At 34.9% G+C, this 15,987-nt stretch carries 15 protein-coding genes; 4 read left to right on the top strand and 11 right to left on the bottom strand.

Annotated elements, in window-relative coordinates; all coding sequences use genetic code 11:
* Positions 1 to 1,248, bottom strand: coding sequence for a TMEM143 family protein (locus ACWA1F_RS11800; RefSeq protein ID WP_456893905.1), 1,248 nt, complete (start codon positions 1,246 to 1,248; stop codon positions 1 to 3).
* A gap of 752 nt (positions 1,249 to 2,000) precedes the next feature.
* A complete protein-coding gene (locus tag ACWA1F_RS11805) occupies positions 2,001 to 2,465 on the bottom strand; it encodes a hypothetical protein (RefSeq protein ID WP_456893906.1) in 465 nt (154 codons plus the stop codon).
* A gap of 308 nt (positions 2,466 to 2,773) precedes the next feature.
* Between ACWA1F_RS11805 and ACWA1F_RS11810 the strand changes: the two genes are divergently transcribed.
* On the top strand, positions 2,774 to 3,193 hold the full coding sequence (locus tag ACWA1F_RS11810; protein ID WP_456893907.1) for a DoxX family protein: 420 nt from the start codon (positions 2,774 to 2,776) through the stop codon (positions 3,191 to 3,193).
* Positions 3,194 to 3,253: 60 nt separating this feature from the next.
* Positions 3,254 to 3,664 (top strand): helix-turn-helix domain-containing protein, encoded by a 411-nt coding sequence (locus ACWA1F_RS11815; protein ID WP_456893908.1) that lies wholly within the window; start codon positions 3,254 to 3,256, stop codon positions 3,662 to 3,664.
* Between the two features lie 144 nt (positions 3,665 to 3,808).
* Here ACWA1F_RS11815 and ACWA1F_RS11820 read toward each other — a convergent pair whose 3' ends face one another.
* Together ACWA1F_RS11820 and ACWA1F_RS11825 are read right to left on the bottom strand one after the other, a co-directional pair.
* Complete coding sequence (locus ACWA1F_RS11820; RefSeq protein ID WP_456893909.1) at positions 3,809 to 4,522, bottom strand: LytR/AlgR family response regulator transcription factor; 714 nt, start codon at positions 4,520 to 4,522, stop codon at positions 3,809 to 3,811.
* On the bottom strand, positions 4,498 to 5,580 hold the full coding sequence (locus ACWA1F_RS11825) for a sensor histidine kinase (RefSeq protein WP_456893910.1): 1,083 nt from the start codon (positions 5,578 to 5,580) through the stop codon (positions 4,498 to 4,500). Before ACWA1F_RS11825 ends, ACWA1F_RS11820 begins: the two co-directional genes overlap by 25 nt.
* Before the next feature lie 71 nt (positions 5,581 to 5,651).
* On the opposite strand from ACWA1F_RS11825, the gene ACWA1F_RS11830 reads away from it, so the two are divergent.
* Together ACWA1F_RS11830 and ACWA1F_RS11835 are read left to right on the top strand one after the other, a co-directional pair.
* Positions 5,652 to 5,897, top strand: a complete 246-nt coding sequence (locus tag ACWA1F_RS11830; protein WP_456893911.1) for a hypothetical protein — start codon at positions 5,652 to 5,654, stop codon at positions 5,895 to 5,897.
* A 246-nt stretch (positions 5,898 to 6,143) separates the two neighbouring features.
* Positions 6,144 to 7,673, top strand: coding sequence for a SulP family inorganic anion transporter (locus tag ACWA1F_RS11835; RefSeq protein WP_456893912.1), 1,530 nt, complete (start codon positions 6,144 to 6,146; stop codon positions 7,671 to 7,673).
* A 321-nt stretch (positions 7,674 to 7,994) separates the two neighbouring features.
* On the opposite strand, the gene ACWA1F_RS11840 is transcribed toward ACWA1F_RS11835, so the two are convergent.
* The 7 genes from ACWA1F_RS11840 to ACWA1F_RS11870 all read right to left on the bottom strand — a co-directional run bounded on the left by ACWA1F_RS11840 (position 7,995) and on the right by ACWA1F_RS11870 (position 15,795).
* Complete coding sequence (locus ACWA1F_RS11840; protein ID WP_456893913.1) at positions 7,995 to 9,197, bottom strand: alkaline phosphatase family protein; 1,203 nt, start codon at positions 9,195 to 9,197, stop codon at positions 7,995 to 7,997.
* A 309-nt stretch (positions 9,198 to 9,506) separates the two neighbouring features.
* The gene (groL, locus tag ACWA1F_RS11845; protein ID WP_177210785.1) at positions 9,507 to 11,138 is read right to left on the bottom strand and encodes a chaperonin GroEL; all 1,632 of its coding nucleotides are present in this window, start codon (positions 11,136 to 11,138) and stop codon (positions 9,507 to 9,509) included.
* A gap of 75 nt (positions 11,139 to 11,213) precedes the next feature.
* Positions 11,214 to 11,489, bottom strand: coding sequence for a co-chaperone GroES (locus ACWA1F_RS11850; protein ID WP_008467105.1), 276 nt, complete (start codon positions 11,487 to 11,489; stop codon positions 11,214 to 11,216).
* A gap of 144 nt (positions 11,490 to 11,633) precedes the next feature.
* Complete coding sequence (secG, locus tag ACWA1F_RS11855; RefSeq protein WP_456893914.1) at positions 11,634 to 11,975, bottom strand: preprotein translocase subunit SecG; 342 nt, start codon at positions 11,973 to 11,975, stop codon at positions 11,634 to 11,636.
* Positions 11,976 to 11,978: 3 nt separating this feature from the next.
* Complete coding sequence (locus tag ACWA1F_RS11860; RefSeq protein WP_456893915.1) at positions 11,979 to 13,754, bottom strand: tetratricopeptide repeat protein; 1,776 nt, start codon at positions 13,752 to 13,754, stop codon at positions 11,979 to 11,981.
* A 70-nt stretch (positions 13,755 to 13,824) separates the two neighbouring features.
* The gene (locus ACWA1F_RS11865) at positions 13,825 to 14,343 is read right to left on the bottom strand and encodes an LptE family protein (RefSeq protein WP_306160800.1); all 519 of its coding nucleotides are present in this window, start codon (positions 14,341 to 14,343) and stop codon (positions 13,825 to 13,827) included.
* A 189-nt stretch (positions 14,344 to 14,532) separates the two neighbouring features.
* Positions 14,533 to 15,795, bottom strand: a complete 1,263-nt coding sequence (locus ACWA1F_RS11870; protein WP_456893916.1) for a sigma-54 interaction domain-containing protein — start codon at positions 15,793 to 15,795, stop codon at positions 14,533 to 14,535.
* Between the last annotated feature and the right edge of the window lie 192 nt (positions 15,796 to 15,987).

Below are 15,987 nucleotides of genomic sequence, written 5' to 3' on the forward strand. Positions count from 1 at the left end.
TTAATATTTTAAAGAATTGGCTTTCTGACTGTATTGAAAAACATTATCCCATAATTCATCAATGGCAACAAGCGCGTCATCAAGCGGGACAACATTCCATTTTCCATCAGTTTCTGTGCCTAAACCTATGCTTTTTAGTTTTAATAAAGCGTCGTTTACATCAAAATCCAAATCGGCATTTAATTTTGTTTTAAACCAAGATTCTATTTGATGGTCTAGTTCGTCTGCGGTTAAAGATTTTTCACTTTCGTGTAAAAAAGTATAAGCCAGAATAGTTTCTTTTAAAGCTTCTTCTTCAGAAGAATTTAGAAGAGAATAAAACGCACCACTGTTGTTTCCGACATTCTTAAAATACAAACTGTCTGAAAGCGTTTTAGAATAGCGAATTTTTTTGTTTATGAAATTATTGTATTGGCGAAAGCAGTACGCTCCTAAGATTCCCAACGCAATTAAACCCTGATTTAAGGAAGTTTTACTGTTTAATAAATCGATGGTTTCGCCAGTTTGATACGCTTCATACATATTAATCAAAGCCGGAATCACTTTGGCACTTAATAACGAAAGTCCACCAAAAACACCGGGAACCCAAAGCAGTAATTTATCCTTGAGGGACATTTTCGGAATGGCATTTGGAAAAACCGTTTCGAGATCGTTTTTAGGAACGCGCTTAAAAATTTTTAAAGCTATAGAACCTGGGTCGATTGGCATTTTTCCTAATTTGACTTTCTTCTGCTTAAAATAATCGGCTTCGCTATAATTCAGGTAAATCAGAACTCGGTCATAATATTCAATTTCAACTTCTTTGGTCCAGAAAAAGTACTTTTTGACTTTTTCTTTTGCTTTATGATGCCCGCGCGCGTAAAGTTCGTAATCTTTAAAAGCATTAAAATCGATAGAAAGATGCAGTCCGACCAAATCAGATTCATGGAAGGCTTCGTTTAAAGCTTCTTGGTTGATTCTGTAATAATTGCCACGTTCCAAAACTTTCAGCAAAGTTTCCTTAAAAACAGGAAAATCGCTTTTATTGATAAACTGCTCCCGTTCTTTTTCGCTTAAATCTGGATCGTAGAGCGCATAATGCTGTTTTAGATTTCGATTAAGATTAAAAGATTCGTAATGATAATAATGTTCGATAATTTCGAATAGCTTCTTAAAATCAGTAACCTTTTTAGGATTTTCAGCAAAAGCAGCAATTTGCTGTTCCAGTAAAAATTCTTTGTTAAACGGAATATAATGTTCTCTAGTCATTTGGACTTTTATTTCGTGGCTTTTATGAGAAGCAAAAATACTCTTTGAAATTGATTATCGAAAAGTTTTTTTAACCGCTAAGCACGCAAAGAATTACGCAAAGTGCGCTAAGAATTTTTTATGCGAGGCTTACAAACTGCAAAAGTTCGCAAAGCTTTGTGGTAAAATAGTTTCCCGCAGATTTTGCAGATTAAGCAGATAAAATAAAATCTGTTAGATCTGCTAAATCTGCGAGAGAAAAACTTTGCGAACTTTGCGTAATTCTTTGCGTGCTTAGCGGTTAGAGAAAATACAAAAGTTCGCAAAGCTTTGTGGTAAAATGGTTTCTCGCAGATTTTGCAGATTAAGGAGATAAAAATAAAATCTGTTAGATCTGCTAAATCTGCGAGAAGAAAACTTAGCGTTCTTAGCGGTTAGAAAAAATGTAAAAGTTCATTATCGACAAAGCTTTGCGAACTTAATATCTAGATATCGCTCGCGCTCCAAACAGAAATATCTTAGCGTGCTTTGCGTTAAAAAAAAGCGGTCAGACCATAAAAAAAAGTGAAATTTCCAATCGGTACCAGCGACTTGAAATTCCACTTTCTGTTCCAAAAAAAAAGTGACAAAAAATTAAGAAGTTCTCAACAAGAAAACTTTTTAGAAACAAAAATTATTCACTACAATATTACCACTAAATAAAATGGTGGCTATAGGTGTTTTTACCTGTTTTTGTAGATGGCTGAAGAATTTTAGTAGTCGATTTGCAAATGCTATTGTACTACCGTTTTCTTTAGTTCGATTACGCCTTGAATGTATTTTATTAATTCTTGCCTAGTTACAGCAAAAGAAGCTTTTTCAGCTTCGGACTCTAAGTACAAATTGGCAATACTTTCTGCATCTAGATTTTGAGTGAAGTGATGATGTTCAGCGTATTGTATAAGATGATCGACAAAAAGTTCGCGTTGTTTTCCTTTTTCAACAGTTTCGTGATCGCCTTCTTTTATTTTTTCGATTACAGATTCTGGCAAATCGATGGTGAGGTACATACAGTCGACAGCGACTTTAGAAAGCAATTCTTTGGGGACTCTTCCCGTTGCATCGCAATAGGCGCATGGTGCAGGAACCCATTTTAATTGTCGGTTTAAACGGCGAATATCATCCCAATCAACAAATCTTTTTCCAAGACATCTGGGGCATTTTATATTAGATCTTCTAAAGAAATTAAAAAGGGTCATTGGGTTTAATGGCTTAGTGGTTTGGTTAAGCGGCGAATTTAAATAATTAAGTAGGAAAAATTGCTTAGTTCGTCGTTTTTTTTAAGAAAAGAATTAACAAAATCGTGAATTTGGATAGTTTGAGAGGGGTCTAAACGTAGAAAAAATGGTTTCTGATAAGCAAAATCTCTGATGACTAAAATGAAATATTTTTTTGTTTATACTAAAATTTGATATGGATATTAAATAAAAATGCTGTTAAGAATATACAAAAATCTCACTTTATTTCCTGTAAATTTGATGAAACTTATTTAAAAAAGCCTTTACATATGGAATATATAAAAACTTCAAAGCTTCAAAACTTTATTCGAATATTTTTGGGATTGTTTATGATAACAGCTGCCATCGGACATTTTACTTTTCAGAGAACAGATTTTCAAGCGCAGGTTCCCAATTGGGTTCCTTTAGACAAAGATTTGGTGGTGATACTTTCTGGAATTGTCGAAATTATTTTAGGTTTGGCAATGGTATTTTTAACCCAATATAAAGTGAAAGTTGGAATAGCGCTGGCACTATTTTACGTTCTAGTTTTCCCTGGAAATATAGCACAATATCTAAACGGAACTTCTGCCTTCGGACTCGACACCGATCAGGCGCGTTTAATACGATTGTTTTTTCAGCCTGTTTTAATTTTTCTGGCTTTATGGTCAACTGGAGTACTTGCTGTGTTGTTTAGAAGTAAAAAATGATGAGGATATTTTGATTTTTTGAAACTAAAAACTTTAAAGAATTTTAAATATCTTTGAATTATGAGCACAGCAACAAAACCAAAACACATTGGCAGAAATATTAGCCGAATTAGAGAGCTTAGAGGTATGAAACAAGAAGCACTAGCTATTGCCATTGGTGTTAGCCAGCAATCTGTTTCTAATATTGAAGGAAGCGAAACCATAGACGACGAAAAACTAAATGTAATCGCAGAAGTTTTAGGCGTTTCTGCAGAAGCGATTAAGAATTTTTCTGAGGAAGCTGTGTTCAACATAATTGGAAATACAGTTAACAATCATGATTATTCTTCTTTTTTCCAATATCAACCAACTTTTAATCCAATCGAAAAGTTGATTGAATCTTATGATGAAAATAAAAAGCTTTATGAGCGATTGTTAGAATCCGAAAAAGAGAAGATTTCTTATTTGGAAAAGTTGCTTAATGGGAAATAACGTTTTTACGATATCATAAAAATGGAAACAAGAGACTTTTATGAAGTCTCTTTTTTTTTGTATCCTGTTTTTAGCTTATGCGCGTCATTTTACAACTCCATAGAAAACAAAAAGCCTAATCAAAAAAGTTGAGCTTTTCAAGAATTATCTAATTATCAAATTATTTAATAAAATCTGATATTTCCTTCCCACAGGAATGATTTCGTTATTGCACATGGTTAATGTTTTCGAAGTTACACTTGCTATTTTTTCTGTATTTACAATATACGAGCGATGTACTTGTACGAAATTAGCAGCGTCAATTTCTGAAGTAATACTCGAGAGCGAACCGTAAATAATATGCGGTAAATTGAGTTTGGTGCTGTACAGTTTCATGTAGTTGCCAAGGCTTTCGATATAGAGAATATCGCAAAGAGGCATATCTATATTTTGTCCGTTTAAGCGGTACGAAAAGATTTTTGCGTTGGTTGGAGCTTCTTTTTTCAGACTGTTTCCAGAAAAATAGGTTTTGGCTTTTTCTATCGCTTTGGCAAATTTATCTGGAGAAATCGGTTTTAACAGATAATCGATCGCATCATTTTGATAAGCCGAAAGCGCATAGTCAGAATAAGCGGTTGTAACAATCGTAAGCGGACGGTTGGGCTGAAGTTCCATTAATTCTACACCCGAAATTACGGGCATATTAATGTCGAGGAAAATAATATCGTATTGGTTTTCGTTAAGCAATTTTATGGCTTCCATACCATTAAAAGCACTGCCAGAATGTTCTAGTTCGTCAAATTTGGAGATGTGCGAAATCAGGGCTTTATGCGCCGGCGATTCGTCATCAATTATCAGACAGCGGTAGGTAAGTGCCATATACTCAGTTTTACGATAAACATGTTTTTTTCTTTTTTACAGCTCAAATTGTGTCTTAAACCGTAAACTTCCAAACGTCTTTTTAGGTTTTCAATTCCGATTCCTGTGCTCGAAAGCCTTGATTCTGTATCGAGGCAATTGTTTTTTAAAGTAAAGCACAAACTTCGGCAACTTACTTTCAAATCCAGATTAATAAAAGGTTCAGTTGTCTCGGCAGAAAACTTTACCGCATTTTCTACCAAAGGCAGAAAGAACAAAGGCGGAATCTCGATTTGATCATGAACGCCTTCAATATTTTGTGTTACGTTCAGTCTTTCATTTCTAAAGGTGTAATATTCAATATATTTTTTGATAAACGCAATTTCTTCCTGCATTAAAACATAATCTTTTTTAGAAGCTTCAATCTGATAACGCAACATATCCGAAAGATTCAGAATTCGATCGGGAACTTTGTCGGGTTCTGCCAAAGCTTCTCCGTAAAGATTGTTCATGGCATTCAATAAAAAATGCGGATTCAGCTGCTGTTTTAAAAACGAAAGTTCCGATTTAAAATTCATAATATCTTTATCGACCTGACTCATTTTTTTGGTGATAACGATATGCAGAAAATAAAAGAAACAGCCGTTTATGATAAGCGATACAATTTGAAGAGTTTTTAAATTTCCTAATCCGACAAGCGGGAAAAACCAATTCATAAAAAAGTAAAAACCAGTCCAATAGATTGCCAAAAGCGTGAAAAAGATTTTAAACTTTTTATGAAATAAAAACGGATTGATAATGCAGATGTTGAAAACCGTAATCCAAACAATACAAGGAAAATAGCCAACTGCAATTTTGCTGAGAATATAAGACCAGCTGTGTCCCTCGAGTTTTATTTCGTCATAAATGCAGGCCAAAATGACCAAATAAACTAGTGTATTTACAATTAAGTTTCGTAGAAAAAAATTCTGGTAGATTTTTGCAATTGTCATAGCGGCAAAAATAATATAATCGTATAGTTTGTAAGCATTTATCAAGAATAATTTATACCAACGCCATTCGTATAAATCATACGCCATTGGTATAAAAGTACTGTTACAATAGGAGTTTGTGGTTTATTTTTGAACTAGCTTTTTAATAAAAAATAAAAATGTACCAGTTTAAAGAATTACAAGAAGCAGAGAGGATTGTGGAAATTTTTAAAACAAATATCCAGAAAGAATCGGATCGAGATTATGTTATAGCAGTTATGCAAAATCAGTTTCCTGAGTATCAAATTAATTTTGATCTGGAAGACTGCGATAAAATATTAAGAGTAGAAGGTGTTGATTTGCAATATGATACTGTTATGAATGAGGTCTGCGGTTTAGGTTATACTTGCGAACGCTTGGAATAATTTTATGTCTTTTGGATTAAATCAGGTGTAAATACGCTACCGTATTTGTATTATTTGTAAGTATTTTGTGTAATATTGTAACTTCAAAACTAAAAACAGAAATGATAGATTTCATTCTTTCCATTATTCTTCTTCTTCTCGAACAGCTAAGCTAATTAAGCTGTTTATTCCTTTAGAGGTTTCTTCCGCTTTTTATCATATAAAAGGTTTGTTCTTTTTTGCGTATTATTTTTCTAATTTTGCGCCATGAAAAAAAAGTTCCAACTCTTCGATTTTAGCCAAAAAGTCAATTATAAAAACGAAATTTTAGCAGGTTTAACTGTGGCAATGACCATGATTCCAGAATCGCTGTCGTTTGCTATTTTAGCAGGATTCCCGCCTTTGGTTGGATTGTATGCCGCTTTTATCGCCGGATTGGTTACAGCTATTTTTGGAGGAAGACCTGGAATGATTTCGGGCGGGGCAGGAGCAACCGTGATTGTTTTAATCGCCCTGATGAAGTCGCACGGAATAGAATATGTTTTTGCTGCCGTCGCACTTGGCGGTGTTGTCCAAATCTGCATCGGACTTTTTAAACTGGGTAAATTTATTAGACTTGTTCCACAGCCCGTTATGTTCGGTTTTGTAAACGGTTTGGCAGTTGTGATTTTTATGTCGCAATTGGAGCAGTTTAAAACGGTTGTAAATGGTCAGGTTTCTTGGCTTCAGGGAACTCCGTTATACATTATGCTGGGATTGGTGGCGCTGACAATTGCGATTGTTTTAGTTTTTCCAAAGATTACAAAAGCCGTTCCCGCTTCTTTGGTTGCTATTATGGTGGTTTTTGCTTTGGTAATTGTTTTTAATATCGAAACCAAAACGGTAGAAGATATCGCTTCAGTTCAAGGCGGATTTCCTCCATTTCATATTCCAAATATTCCATTTTCTTTCGAAACTTTTAAAATTATATTTCCGTATTCGGTAATTGTTGCTGCGGTTGGTTTGACTGAAGGTTTGCTTACGCTAAATCTAGTCGACGAAATCACTGGAACACGTGGAAACAGTAACAGAGAATGTATCGCGCAGGGAAGTTCGAATATTTTAAATGGCTTTTTCTACGGAATGGGTGGCTGCCCAATGATTGCACAGACTTTAGTTAATCTTGGTGCAGGTTCGAGAGCCAGACTTTCGGGAATTATCGGTGCTTTGACTATTTTATTGATTATTCTTTTTGGAGCGCCTGTAATTGGAAAATTGCCAATGGCAGCTTTAGTTGGTGTAATGATGATGGTGGCAATTACCACTTTTGAATGGGCAAGTTTCAGGATTATTAATAAAATGCCGCGACATGATATTTTTGTTGGAATTCTAGTTGCTCTTATTACCATTGTACTGCACAATCTTGCTTTGGCGGTTCTAATTGGGGTAATTATCTCCGCTTTGGTTTTTGCTTGGGAAAGTGCCAAAAGAATTCGCGCAAGACATTATATTGATGAAAATGGAATAAAGCATTACGAAATTTATGGTCCGTTATTCTTTGGTTCGACTGCTGCTTTTTTTGAAAAATTTGATATTCAGAACGATCCGAATCATATTATAATCGATTTTAAAGAAAGCCGTGTTTCTGATATGTCAGCCATCGAAGCTTTAAATAATCTGACGAAAAAATACAATGAGCTTAATAAAAAAGTGGAGCTAAAACATTTAAGCGAAGACTGTAGACAATTGCTGAAAAATGCTGATGCTGTTATTAAAGTAAATGTGATTGAAGATCCGACTTATAAAGTGGTTTCTTGAATTAATTAGATAATTAGAAAATTTGTCAATTAGATAATACACCATGTATATCTGTAGAGACGCACCGTAGTGCGTCTAACGCAACGTAACCGCACAGAAGATACAACAAGCTTGTCACCCTGAGCGGAGTCGAAGGGCGCTCCAATTGGAACGTGGGCTTCGACTCCGCTCAGCCTGACACATACAAGTTGCGTTAAGCAATACGTTTTGTACGTATATCAAATATTGCGGTTACGATACGTTAGACGCACTGCGGTGCGTCTCTACGGACATGCTTTGTGAAAATTATCTAATTATCAAATTGCCACATTATCTAATTATCTAATTAGCAAGCATTGCCTCAACATCACTCAATTTACCATCAATCTCACCAATTTGCAAACCTAAAATATGTGCTATTAAAGGATAAACCGAAACATTCTGAAATGTTTTTACTCTTTTATTTACTTTAAATGCAGGGCCTTTTGCGTAAAAAATAGCGTGCATGTCTTTTTCGTTATTATCGTATCCGTGAGTTCCGCCTTTTATATGCGTGCTTTCTTTGGTTACTAAACTCCAGCCTTTTTCGGCTTCAATAACAAAATCATGTACACGCGGATTTGTGCCGTAGTGCAATCTTTTTGGAACTTCTGTAGATTTCCAGAATTTGATATGCGGTACTTTTTTCAAAGCATTAGCAATCGAATCCTGATAGCCCGCTTTTGCCTGTAAACTCATAATCGGATTAATTACATCTTTGTAACCTAGCCATTCAGGTTTTAAATAATCTAAAACGGCTACTTTTTTATCATTGCTAATATTTGCCATTCCGTGATCTGAAACGATGATTAAATTGATTTGTTTTCCGATAGGCAATTGATCTAATCTTCTCGATATTTCGCCCATTATAGAATCCATTTTGATTACCGTCTTTTTAGTTTCAGGAGAAAGCGGACCAAAGTTATGTCCTGTGTGATCGGGTTCGTCAAAATATAAAGTAACCAAGTGAGGTCTTTGCTTTTCTGGAAGCTGCAGCCATTTCATAACCGTATCTATTCTCGCTCCATACGGAATTTTACCATCATAATTTTTAAAATAACTCGGATTTCTTTTGTCAATATCAGAGCCTGGCCAAAAGAAAGAAGCTGTTTTTACGCCTTGTTCTTCAGCTAAATTCCAAATCGGATTTCCGCCATAAAATCTGGAATCGTTTTTTGCCTTGCTTGATAAGGAGAAAGATTCGTCTAAAGAAGCATCATAAAAAACATTATTGATGATTCCGTGATGATCGGGATAAAGTCCCGTTACAATCGAATAATGATTTGGGAAAGTTTTACTTGGGTAAGACGGTTTCATCGATTTGGCATGAACGCCTTCTTTTTCAATCTGTTTTAAATTAGGAAGATTGAATTGCTTGCCGTAATCCCAACGAAATCCATCCATTGAAATTAAAACAACATAATTGTCTTTGCTGTTTTGGGCATTTGAAAAGCTGGAAAGAATTGCGAATGCTAAAAATAATAGGCGAGTAGTGAATTTTCTCATTATGTAATTTTAAAAACACAAAGTTAACGTTAAAGCATTTTTTAAAGAAAAAGAGAATGTTAAATAAAAGATAGCCACGAATTCACGAATTATTTTTTTCTAATCTTTGTGTTTAAAATAGTTGTCATTAATTACACGAATGCTTTGTATGAAAAAAGCTCGACACAGATTATAATTCTTTTAATCTGTGCAATTTGTGGCAAATAAAAAATATACGTAAAGATTAGAAAAAAATAATTCGTGAATTCGTGGCTAACAAAAAAAGCGCCAGATAAATCCAGCGCTTTTAAGTTTTAAGAAGAGAACGAATTACATCATTCCTGGCATACCGCCACCCATTGGCATTCCGCCTCCGGCATTTTCTTCTTTAATATCAATTAATGCACATTCTGTAGTTAAGATCATTCCAGAAACAGATGCAGCATTTTCAAGAGCCACACGAGTTACTTTCTTAGGATCGATAATTCCAGCAGTAAGCATATCTACATATTCGTCAGTTTTTGCGTTGTATCCAAAATCACCTGAACCTTCAGAAACTTTAGCCACAACCACAGAACCTTCAAGACCAGCGTTTTCAACGATAGTTCTCAATGGAGATTCAACAGCGCGAGAAACGATTTGGATTCCTGTAGCCTCGTCAGCGTTATCAGCTTTTAAGTCAGCTAAAGCAAGTTTAGCTCTTAATAAAGCTACACCACCACCAGCAACGATTCCTTCTTCTACAGCAGCACGAGTTGCGTGAAGAGCATCATCTACTCTGTCTTTTTTCTCTTTCATTTCAACTTCAGAAGCAGCACCAACATAAAGAACTGCAACACCTCCAGCTAATTTAGCCAAACGCTCTTGTAATTTTTCTTTATCGTAATCAGATGTAGTAGTTTCCATCTGACCTTTAATTTGGTTCACACGGTTTTTGATGATATCTGCCTCACCAGCACCACTTACGATAGTTGTATTGTCTTTATCGATAGAAACTCTTTTTGCGTTTCCTAACATTTCGATAGTTGTATTTTCTAAAGTATAACCTCTTTCTTCAGAAATTACAGTTCCGCCAGTTAAGATTGCGATATCTTCTAACATAGCTTTTCTTCTGTCTCCGAAACCTGGAGCTTTTACAGCAGCAATTTTAAGAGCACCTCTTAATTTGTTTACTACTAATGTAGAAAGCGCTTCACCATCAACATCTTCAGCGATAATCAATAATGGTTTTCCTGATTGAGCGACTGGCTCTAAAACTGGAAGTAATTCTTTAAGAGAAGATACTTTTTTGTCGTATAATAAGATGTATGGAGAGTCTAATTCAACTTCCATTTTCTCAGGATTTGTTACGAAGTAAGGAGAAAGGTATCCTCTGTCAAACTGCATACCTTCAACAACATCTACGAAAGTGTCAGTTCCTTTAGCTTCTTCAACAGTGATAACACCTTCTTTTCCAACTTTAGCGAAAGCTGTAGCGATTAATTCACCAATAACTTCGTCATTGTTAGCAGAGATAGAAGCAATTTGTTTGATTTTATCAGAGTCGCTTCCAACTACTTTAGCTTGTTTAGCTAAGTCAGCCACGATAGTTTCAACAGCTTTGTCGATACCACGTTTCAAGTCCATTGGATTTGCTCCAGCAGCAACGTTTTTCAAACCTTCTTTTACGATAGCTTGAGCTAAAACTGTAGCCGTTGTAGTACCGTCTCCAGCTAAATCATTGGTTTTAGAAGCAACTTCTTTTACCATTTGCGCACCCATGTTTTCTAATGCGTCTTTTAATTCGATTTCTTTTGCAACAGAAACACCATCTTTAGTAACAGTTGGTCCACCAAATGATTTTCCGATAATTACGTTACGACCTTTTGGTCCAAGAGTTACTTTTACAGCATTTGCTAATGCATCAACACCACGTTTTAAACCGTCACGTGCTTCAATATCAAATTTTATATCTTTTGCCATTTTAATTTTTGTTTAAAGTTTGATTTGTTTCAAGTTAAATGAAGTTTTTAATCTCCGTACTTAATACAATATTTTTTAGATAATCGCTAAAATATCATCCTCGCGCATGATTAGATAATCAGTGCCTTCCAGTTTTAATTCTGTTCCTGCGTATTTGCCATAAAGAACAGTGTCTCCAACTTTTACAGTCATTGTATGATCTTTAGTTCCGTTTCCTACTGCAACTACAGTTCCTTTTTGTGGTTTCTCTTTGGCAGTATCAGGAATAAAAATACCTGAGGCAGTTTTGGTTTCAGCTGCAACAGGCTCAATAAGTACGCGGTCTGAAAGCGGTTTAATGTTTAAAGCCATGATTTTATATTATTATAAGTTATACGTTTTTTTCTTGTTCTATAAACTTTCAGAAACTATGCCATGCTAGAAAAACTGACATTATTTCTTAAAAAAAATGCCAGCTTTGACAGGCTGGCATTAGATTTTTATATCGAGCTAAAATTATTTAGTAGCTGGTGCTGCTGGAGCAGGAGTAGTTCCTTGCGCTGGAGCTGCAGGTGCATTTGCAGGAGCTTCAGTTTTATCAATGATTTTAGATTCAGTATCGCTTAAAGATCCAGAGAAGCTTAAGCTTGAAAGTAAAATTAGCACAATTAAAACAGTAGCCAAAGTCCAAGTACTTTTATCTAAAAAGTCAGTTGTTTTTTGTACTCCACCTAACATCTGCGTTCCGCTGATAGTAGAAGACAATCCGCCTCCTTTAGGGTTTTGTACCATGATAACTACGATCAATAGAAAACAAACTATTGTAATTAAAACTAAAAAAATTGAAAATGTGCTCATTACTTAATTATTGTTATTGTTATTTTGTTGTAAAATCTTTATATCCGATATGCGGTCTGCAAAGAAAGTAATTTTTTCTGGATATTTCAAAATTAATATTTCATATGCCTGAATTGCCTTTGTATATTTCTTTTGTTCCAGATAAACTCTAGCCAAAGTCTCGGTCATTAGGTATGAATTGTCTTCAGAATTGCTTTCAATTTGTACCGCTGGAGCATTGCTGTTAGGTTTTATTGGAGAAATTTTCGGGTTGTTTTCGATAAACTTATCGATAATTTCAGCCTTCTTTTGTCTTTCTTCTTCTAGTTTTGCTTTTTCAGCAGCTTCTTTTTCTGCTTTTTCTTCTGGCGAAAGATCGTTTGAACGGTCAATAGGCTCTGTTCTAGATAATTGCAACCATTCTTGGAAGGAGTGTTTTTCGTTTAAAGAAAAATCCAAAGGTTTTCCAATTTCTAAATGTTCAGCAGCTGTTCTAGCAGGTTCATTTTCTTCTTCTTCCTCGATTATTTCTTCAATCAGTTCTTCATTTTCCTCTTGAATTTCTTCTTCTTCATCCTCAGTTTCAAATGCAGCTTCTTCAATCGCTACTTTTGGTTCTTCAGGAGCTTTTGTTTCAGATTCTCTAATAGAAGAAAGAATAGATCGTTCAACAGTATTCATTTTGAATTCAGGAATAATCATTTCTTCAATAACGCTGTCATCTTCCTCTTCTTCAGCCGAATTTAAAACAGGTTCTTCTATAATAGAATCCGCTTTTGCTTCTTCTGTTTTTTCAGATTGTTCAGCAGTTGCAGCTTCAGCTTCTTTAATAGAACTTAAAATAGAGTGTTCGACACGGTCATTTTTAGGTTCTTCTATTTTTATTGGTTCTGGTACAGAAGGTGTTTCAGAAACTTTGATAGAACTTAAAATAGAATTTTCTATACGATCAATTTTAGGTTCTTCAATTGGTGTAGAATCTGTTAACGGAGCTGTTTCTGTTTCCTCGACTTCCTCTACAATAGTATCTTCAATAGAATCCGTTTTCTGTCCTACTTCTTCTATTGCGGGTTTTTCAAAAGTTACCGATTGTGCTTCTTTTATGGCTTTAAAAATAGATAAATCTATTTCTGGAAGCGGTTTAAGCTCTTCTTCTTTTATTGCGGGTTTCTCAAAAGTTATTGTCTGAGCCTCTTTTATTGCCAAGAATATAGACGGGTCTATTTCTGGCATTTTTCTAGGCTCTTCGGCAATTACGGGTTCTTCCGTTTTTATTGATTCTTCAACTTTTACCGATTCATCAACCTTTGCAATCTCTTCAACTTTTATAGATTCTTCAACTTTTATAGATTCTTCAGTTTTTACAGATTCTGCAATTGAAGGTTTTTCAACAGAAGATATTTGAACTTCTTTTATTGGCTCTGAAACAGGCTGTTCTTCAATGTCAGCTTTTATCTCAATAGCTTTCTGAATCTGTTCTGGCGAAATTATTTCGCTGTCAAAAACAGTAATCTCCAAAAGATCTCTCAGTTTTTGTTCGTAAAAATCATTCTGAATAGAAGTAAAAGCCTCAGAAGTTATAAAATCAAATAAAACAGAACGGTCAGAAGTATACGCAGCCGTAACTTTCAAAGCATAATTATACTTAAAACTGTTTTGGTTATAAAGTCCCTTCAATCGCAATGCGCGTGCACTTTGAAAATACGGAAATTCATTCAAAACACTGCCTAATGCATCCGCCTGCTTTTCTGTAATAGCATCGGGTTTGTTCATTAAGTAGGTATAATCGCTAACGTTCATTTTTTGGTTTTAATCGTTTAATTATTTATTAATAGTATTTTGTTTTACTTGCTTATTTAAGCAAGCAAACTTACCATTTAGCCAATGATTCATTAAAGATATCTTGGGTAATTCTTTCAAAAATAACCCTTATAGCTTCGCTCAAAACTGATCCAGTAGGTAATTCTTGTCCTGGAAAGTCATAATAAAACTCAAATGATTTTTCAAAGTCATCAGTTTCTTTCTTTTTATTTGCGAATCTTACCTGAACACGAATTGACAAACGGTTTTGTGCCGCTCCCGCAGTTCCGTCTGTTGATACAGCTGTTGCAGTCATTGGAGTAATACGGTAATCAGTAATTTCACCTTCGTAAGTTAATTCGCCTCCAGTACTTACCAAGTTTAAGTTGGTCTGGTTCATGATCAAATCTTGTAAAGTCAAGGTGAAAGTTCTGTCGATTCCAGGCTCAACCAGATCTGCATTATTCTGAAAGAAGTTGACTTGAAATGTTTTAGCATCGATTGGTTTTGCTCCTGTAAAGTTGTAAACTCCACAGCCACTCAACATAAAAAGGCTTAATAAGGCGAAAAGAGAATATATTTTTTTCATAATTTTTTTAGTCAAATTCCAATGTTCACCATTATAGTGAAATATCAAATTCCAAATTTCGCCAAATATACTAATTTGGACTCGAGCGATAGCGAACAGGCGAAGCAATTTGGAATTTATTTTTGGAGTTTATTATATTTTGAAGATCCAATCTTGGAATTTGGAATTTAAAAGATTGGAATTTGTTTTTTATAAATCGAATTGTTTGATTTTACGGTATAAAGTTCTTTCAGAAATTCCTAATTCGTCTGCAGCAGCCTTACGTTTTCCTTTGTTTTTTTCTAACGATTTTTTGATCATTTCTATTTCTTTTTGTTCCAAACGTAAAATTTCTTCTTCTTCAATCGTTTCTGCATCAAGATAATTGTTGTCATCTTGTATGCGATAACTTTCTTCACGAACAGCAGGCGTTGTCATAACAGCAGTTCTTGGTTCTTCTTCAAAATCTATTTCGCTGTCATTTTGCTGATTTCCGTATATTTTTTGAATTAAATTCGGATTAATATCCTGTACTTTTGAACTTCCGTTTTTCATTAGTTCCAAAGTCAGCTTTTTCAAATCGTTCAGATCGCTTCTCATATCAAAAAGCACTTTGTACAAAATGTCTCTTTCTGTACTAAAATCGCTTTCTTTTTTGCTGTCGCTAATAACTGAAGGCAGATTGCTTCCTTCGGCTGGCAAATAAGATTGTAAAGTAGCAAGGGTGATATCGCGATTGGTTTCTAAAACAGAAATCTGTTCTGCCACATTTCGAAGCTGGCGAATGTTTCCGCTCCATCTGAATTTCTGCAAAAGCTGAACCGCATCATCATCCAATCTTAGAGGTGGCATTTTATATTTATGGGCAAAATCCGCAACAAACTTTCTGAATAACAAGTGAATGTCGTCGTTTCTCTCGCGTAAAGGTGGCAATGTAATTTCAACCGTACTTAAACGATAGTACAAATCTTCACGGAATTTCCCTTTTTCAATTGCATTAAATAAATTCACGTTAGTCGCAGCAACGATACGAACATTTGTTTTTTGAACCTGAGACGAACCTACTTTAATAAATTCACCATTTTCAAGTACACGTAACAAACGAACTTGAGTTGTTAGAGGTAACTCTCCAACTTCATCAAGAAAAATTGTTCCACCGTCGGCTACTTCAAAATAACCTTCACGTGTACTTGTTGCGCCTGTAAAAGCGCCTTTTTCGTGACCAAAAAGTTCACTGTCAATTGTTCCCTCAGGAATTGCACCGCAGTTTACGGCAATATATTTACCATGCTTTCTGTGCGAAAGCGAATGTATAATTCTAGGAATATTTTCTTTACCAACACCACTTTCCCCAGTTACCATAACCGAAATATCAGTAGGAGCAACCTGAATGGCTTTTTCGATAGCACGATTTAATTTCGGATCATTTCCGATAATCTCAAATCGCTGTTTTATTGCTTGAACTGTTTCCATATGTTTTGTTTCAAGTTTTGTTTGTTTTAGGTTTTTCTATGCCTAAAACTTTGGCTTATATTTTTTTTTCTTTAGCCACGAATTTCTCGAATTTCACTAATTTTTGAAATGGGTTGCTAAATTATCTTTATGCTGTAAAATTTCTTTAGCCACGAATTTCTCGAATTTCGCTAATTTTTGAAATGGGTTGCT

Source organism: Flavobacterium erigeronis (assembly GCF_054075165.1).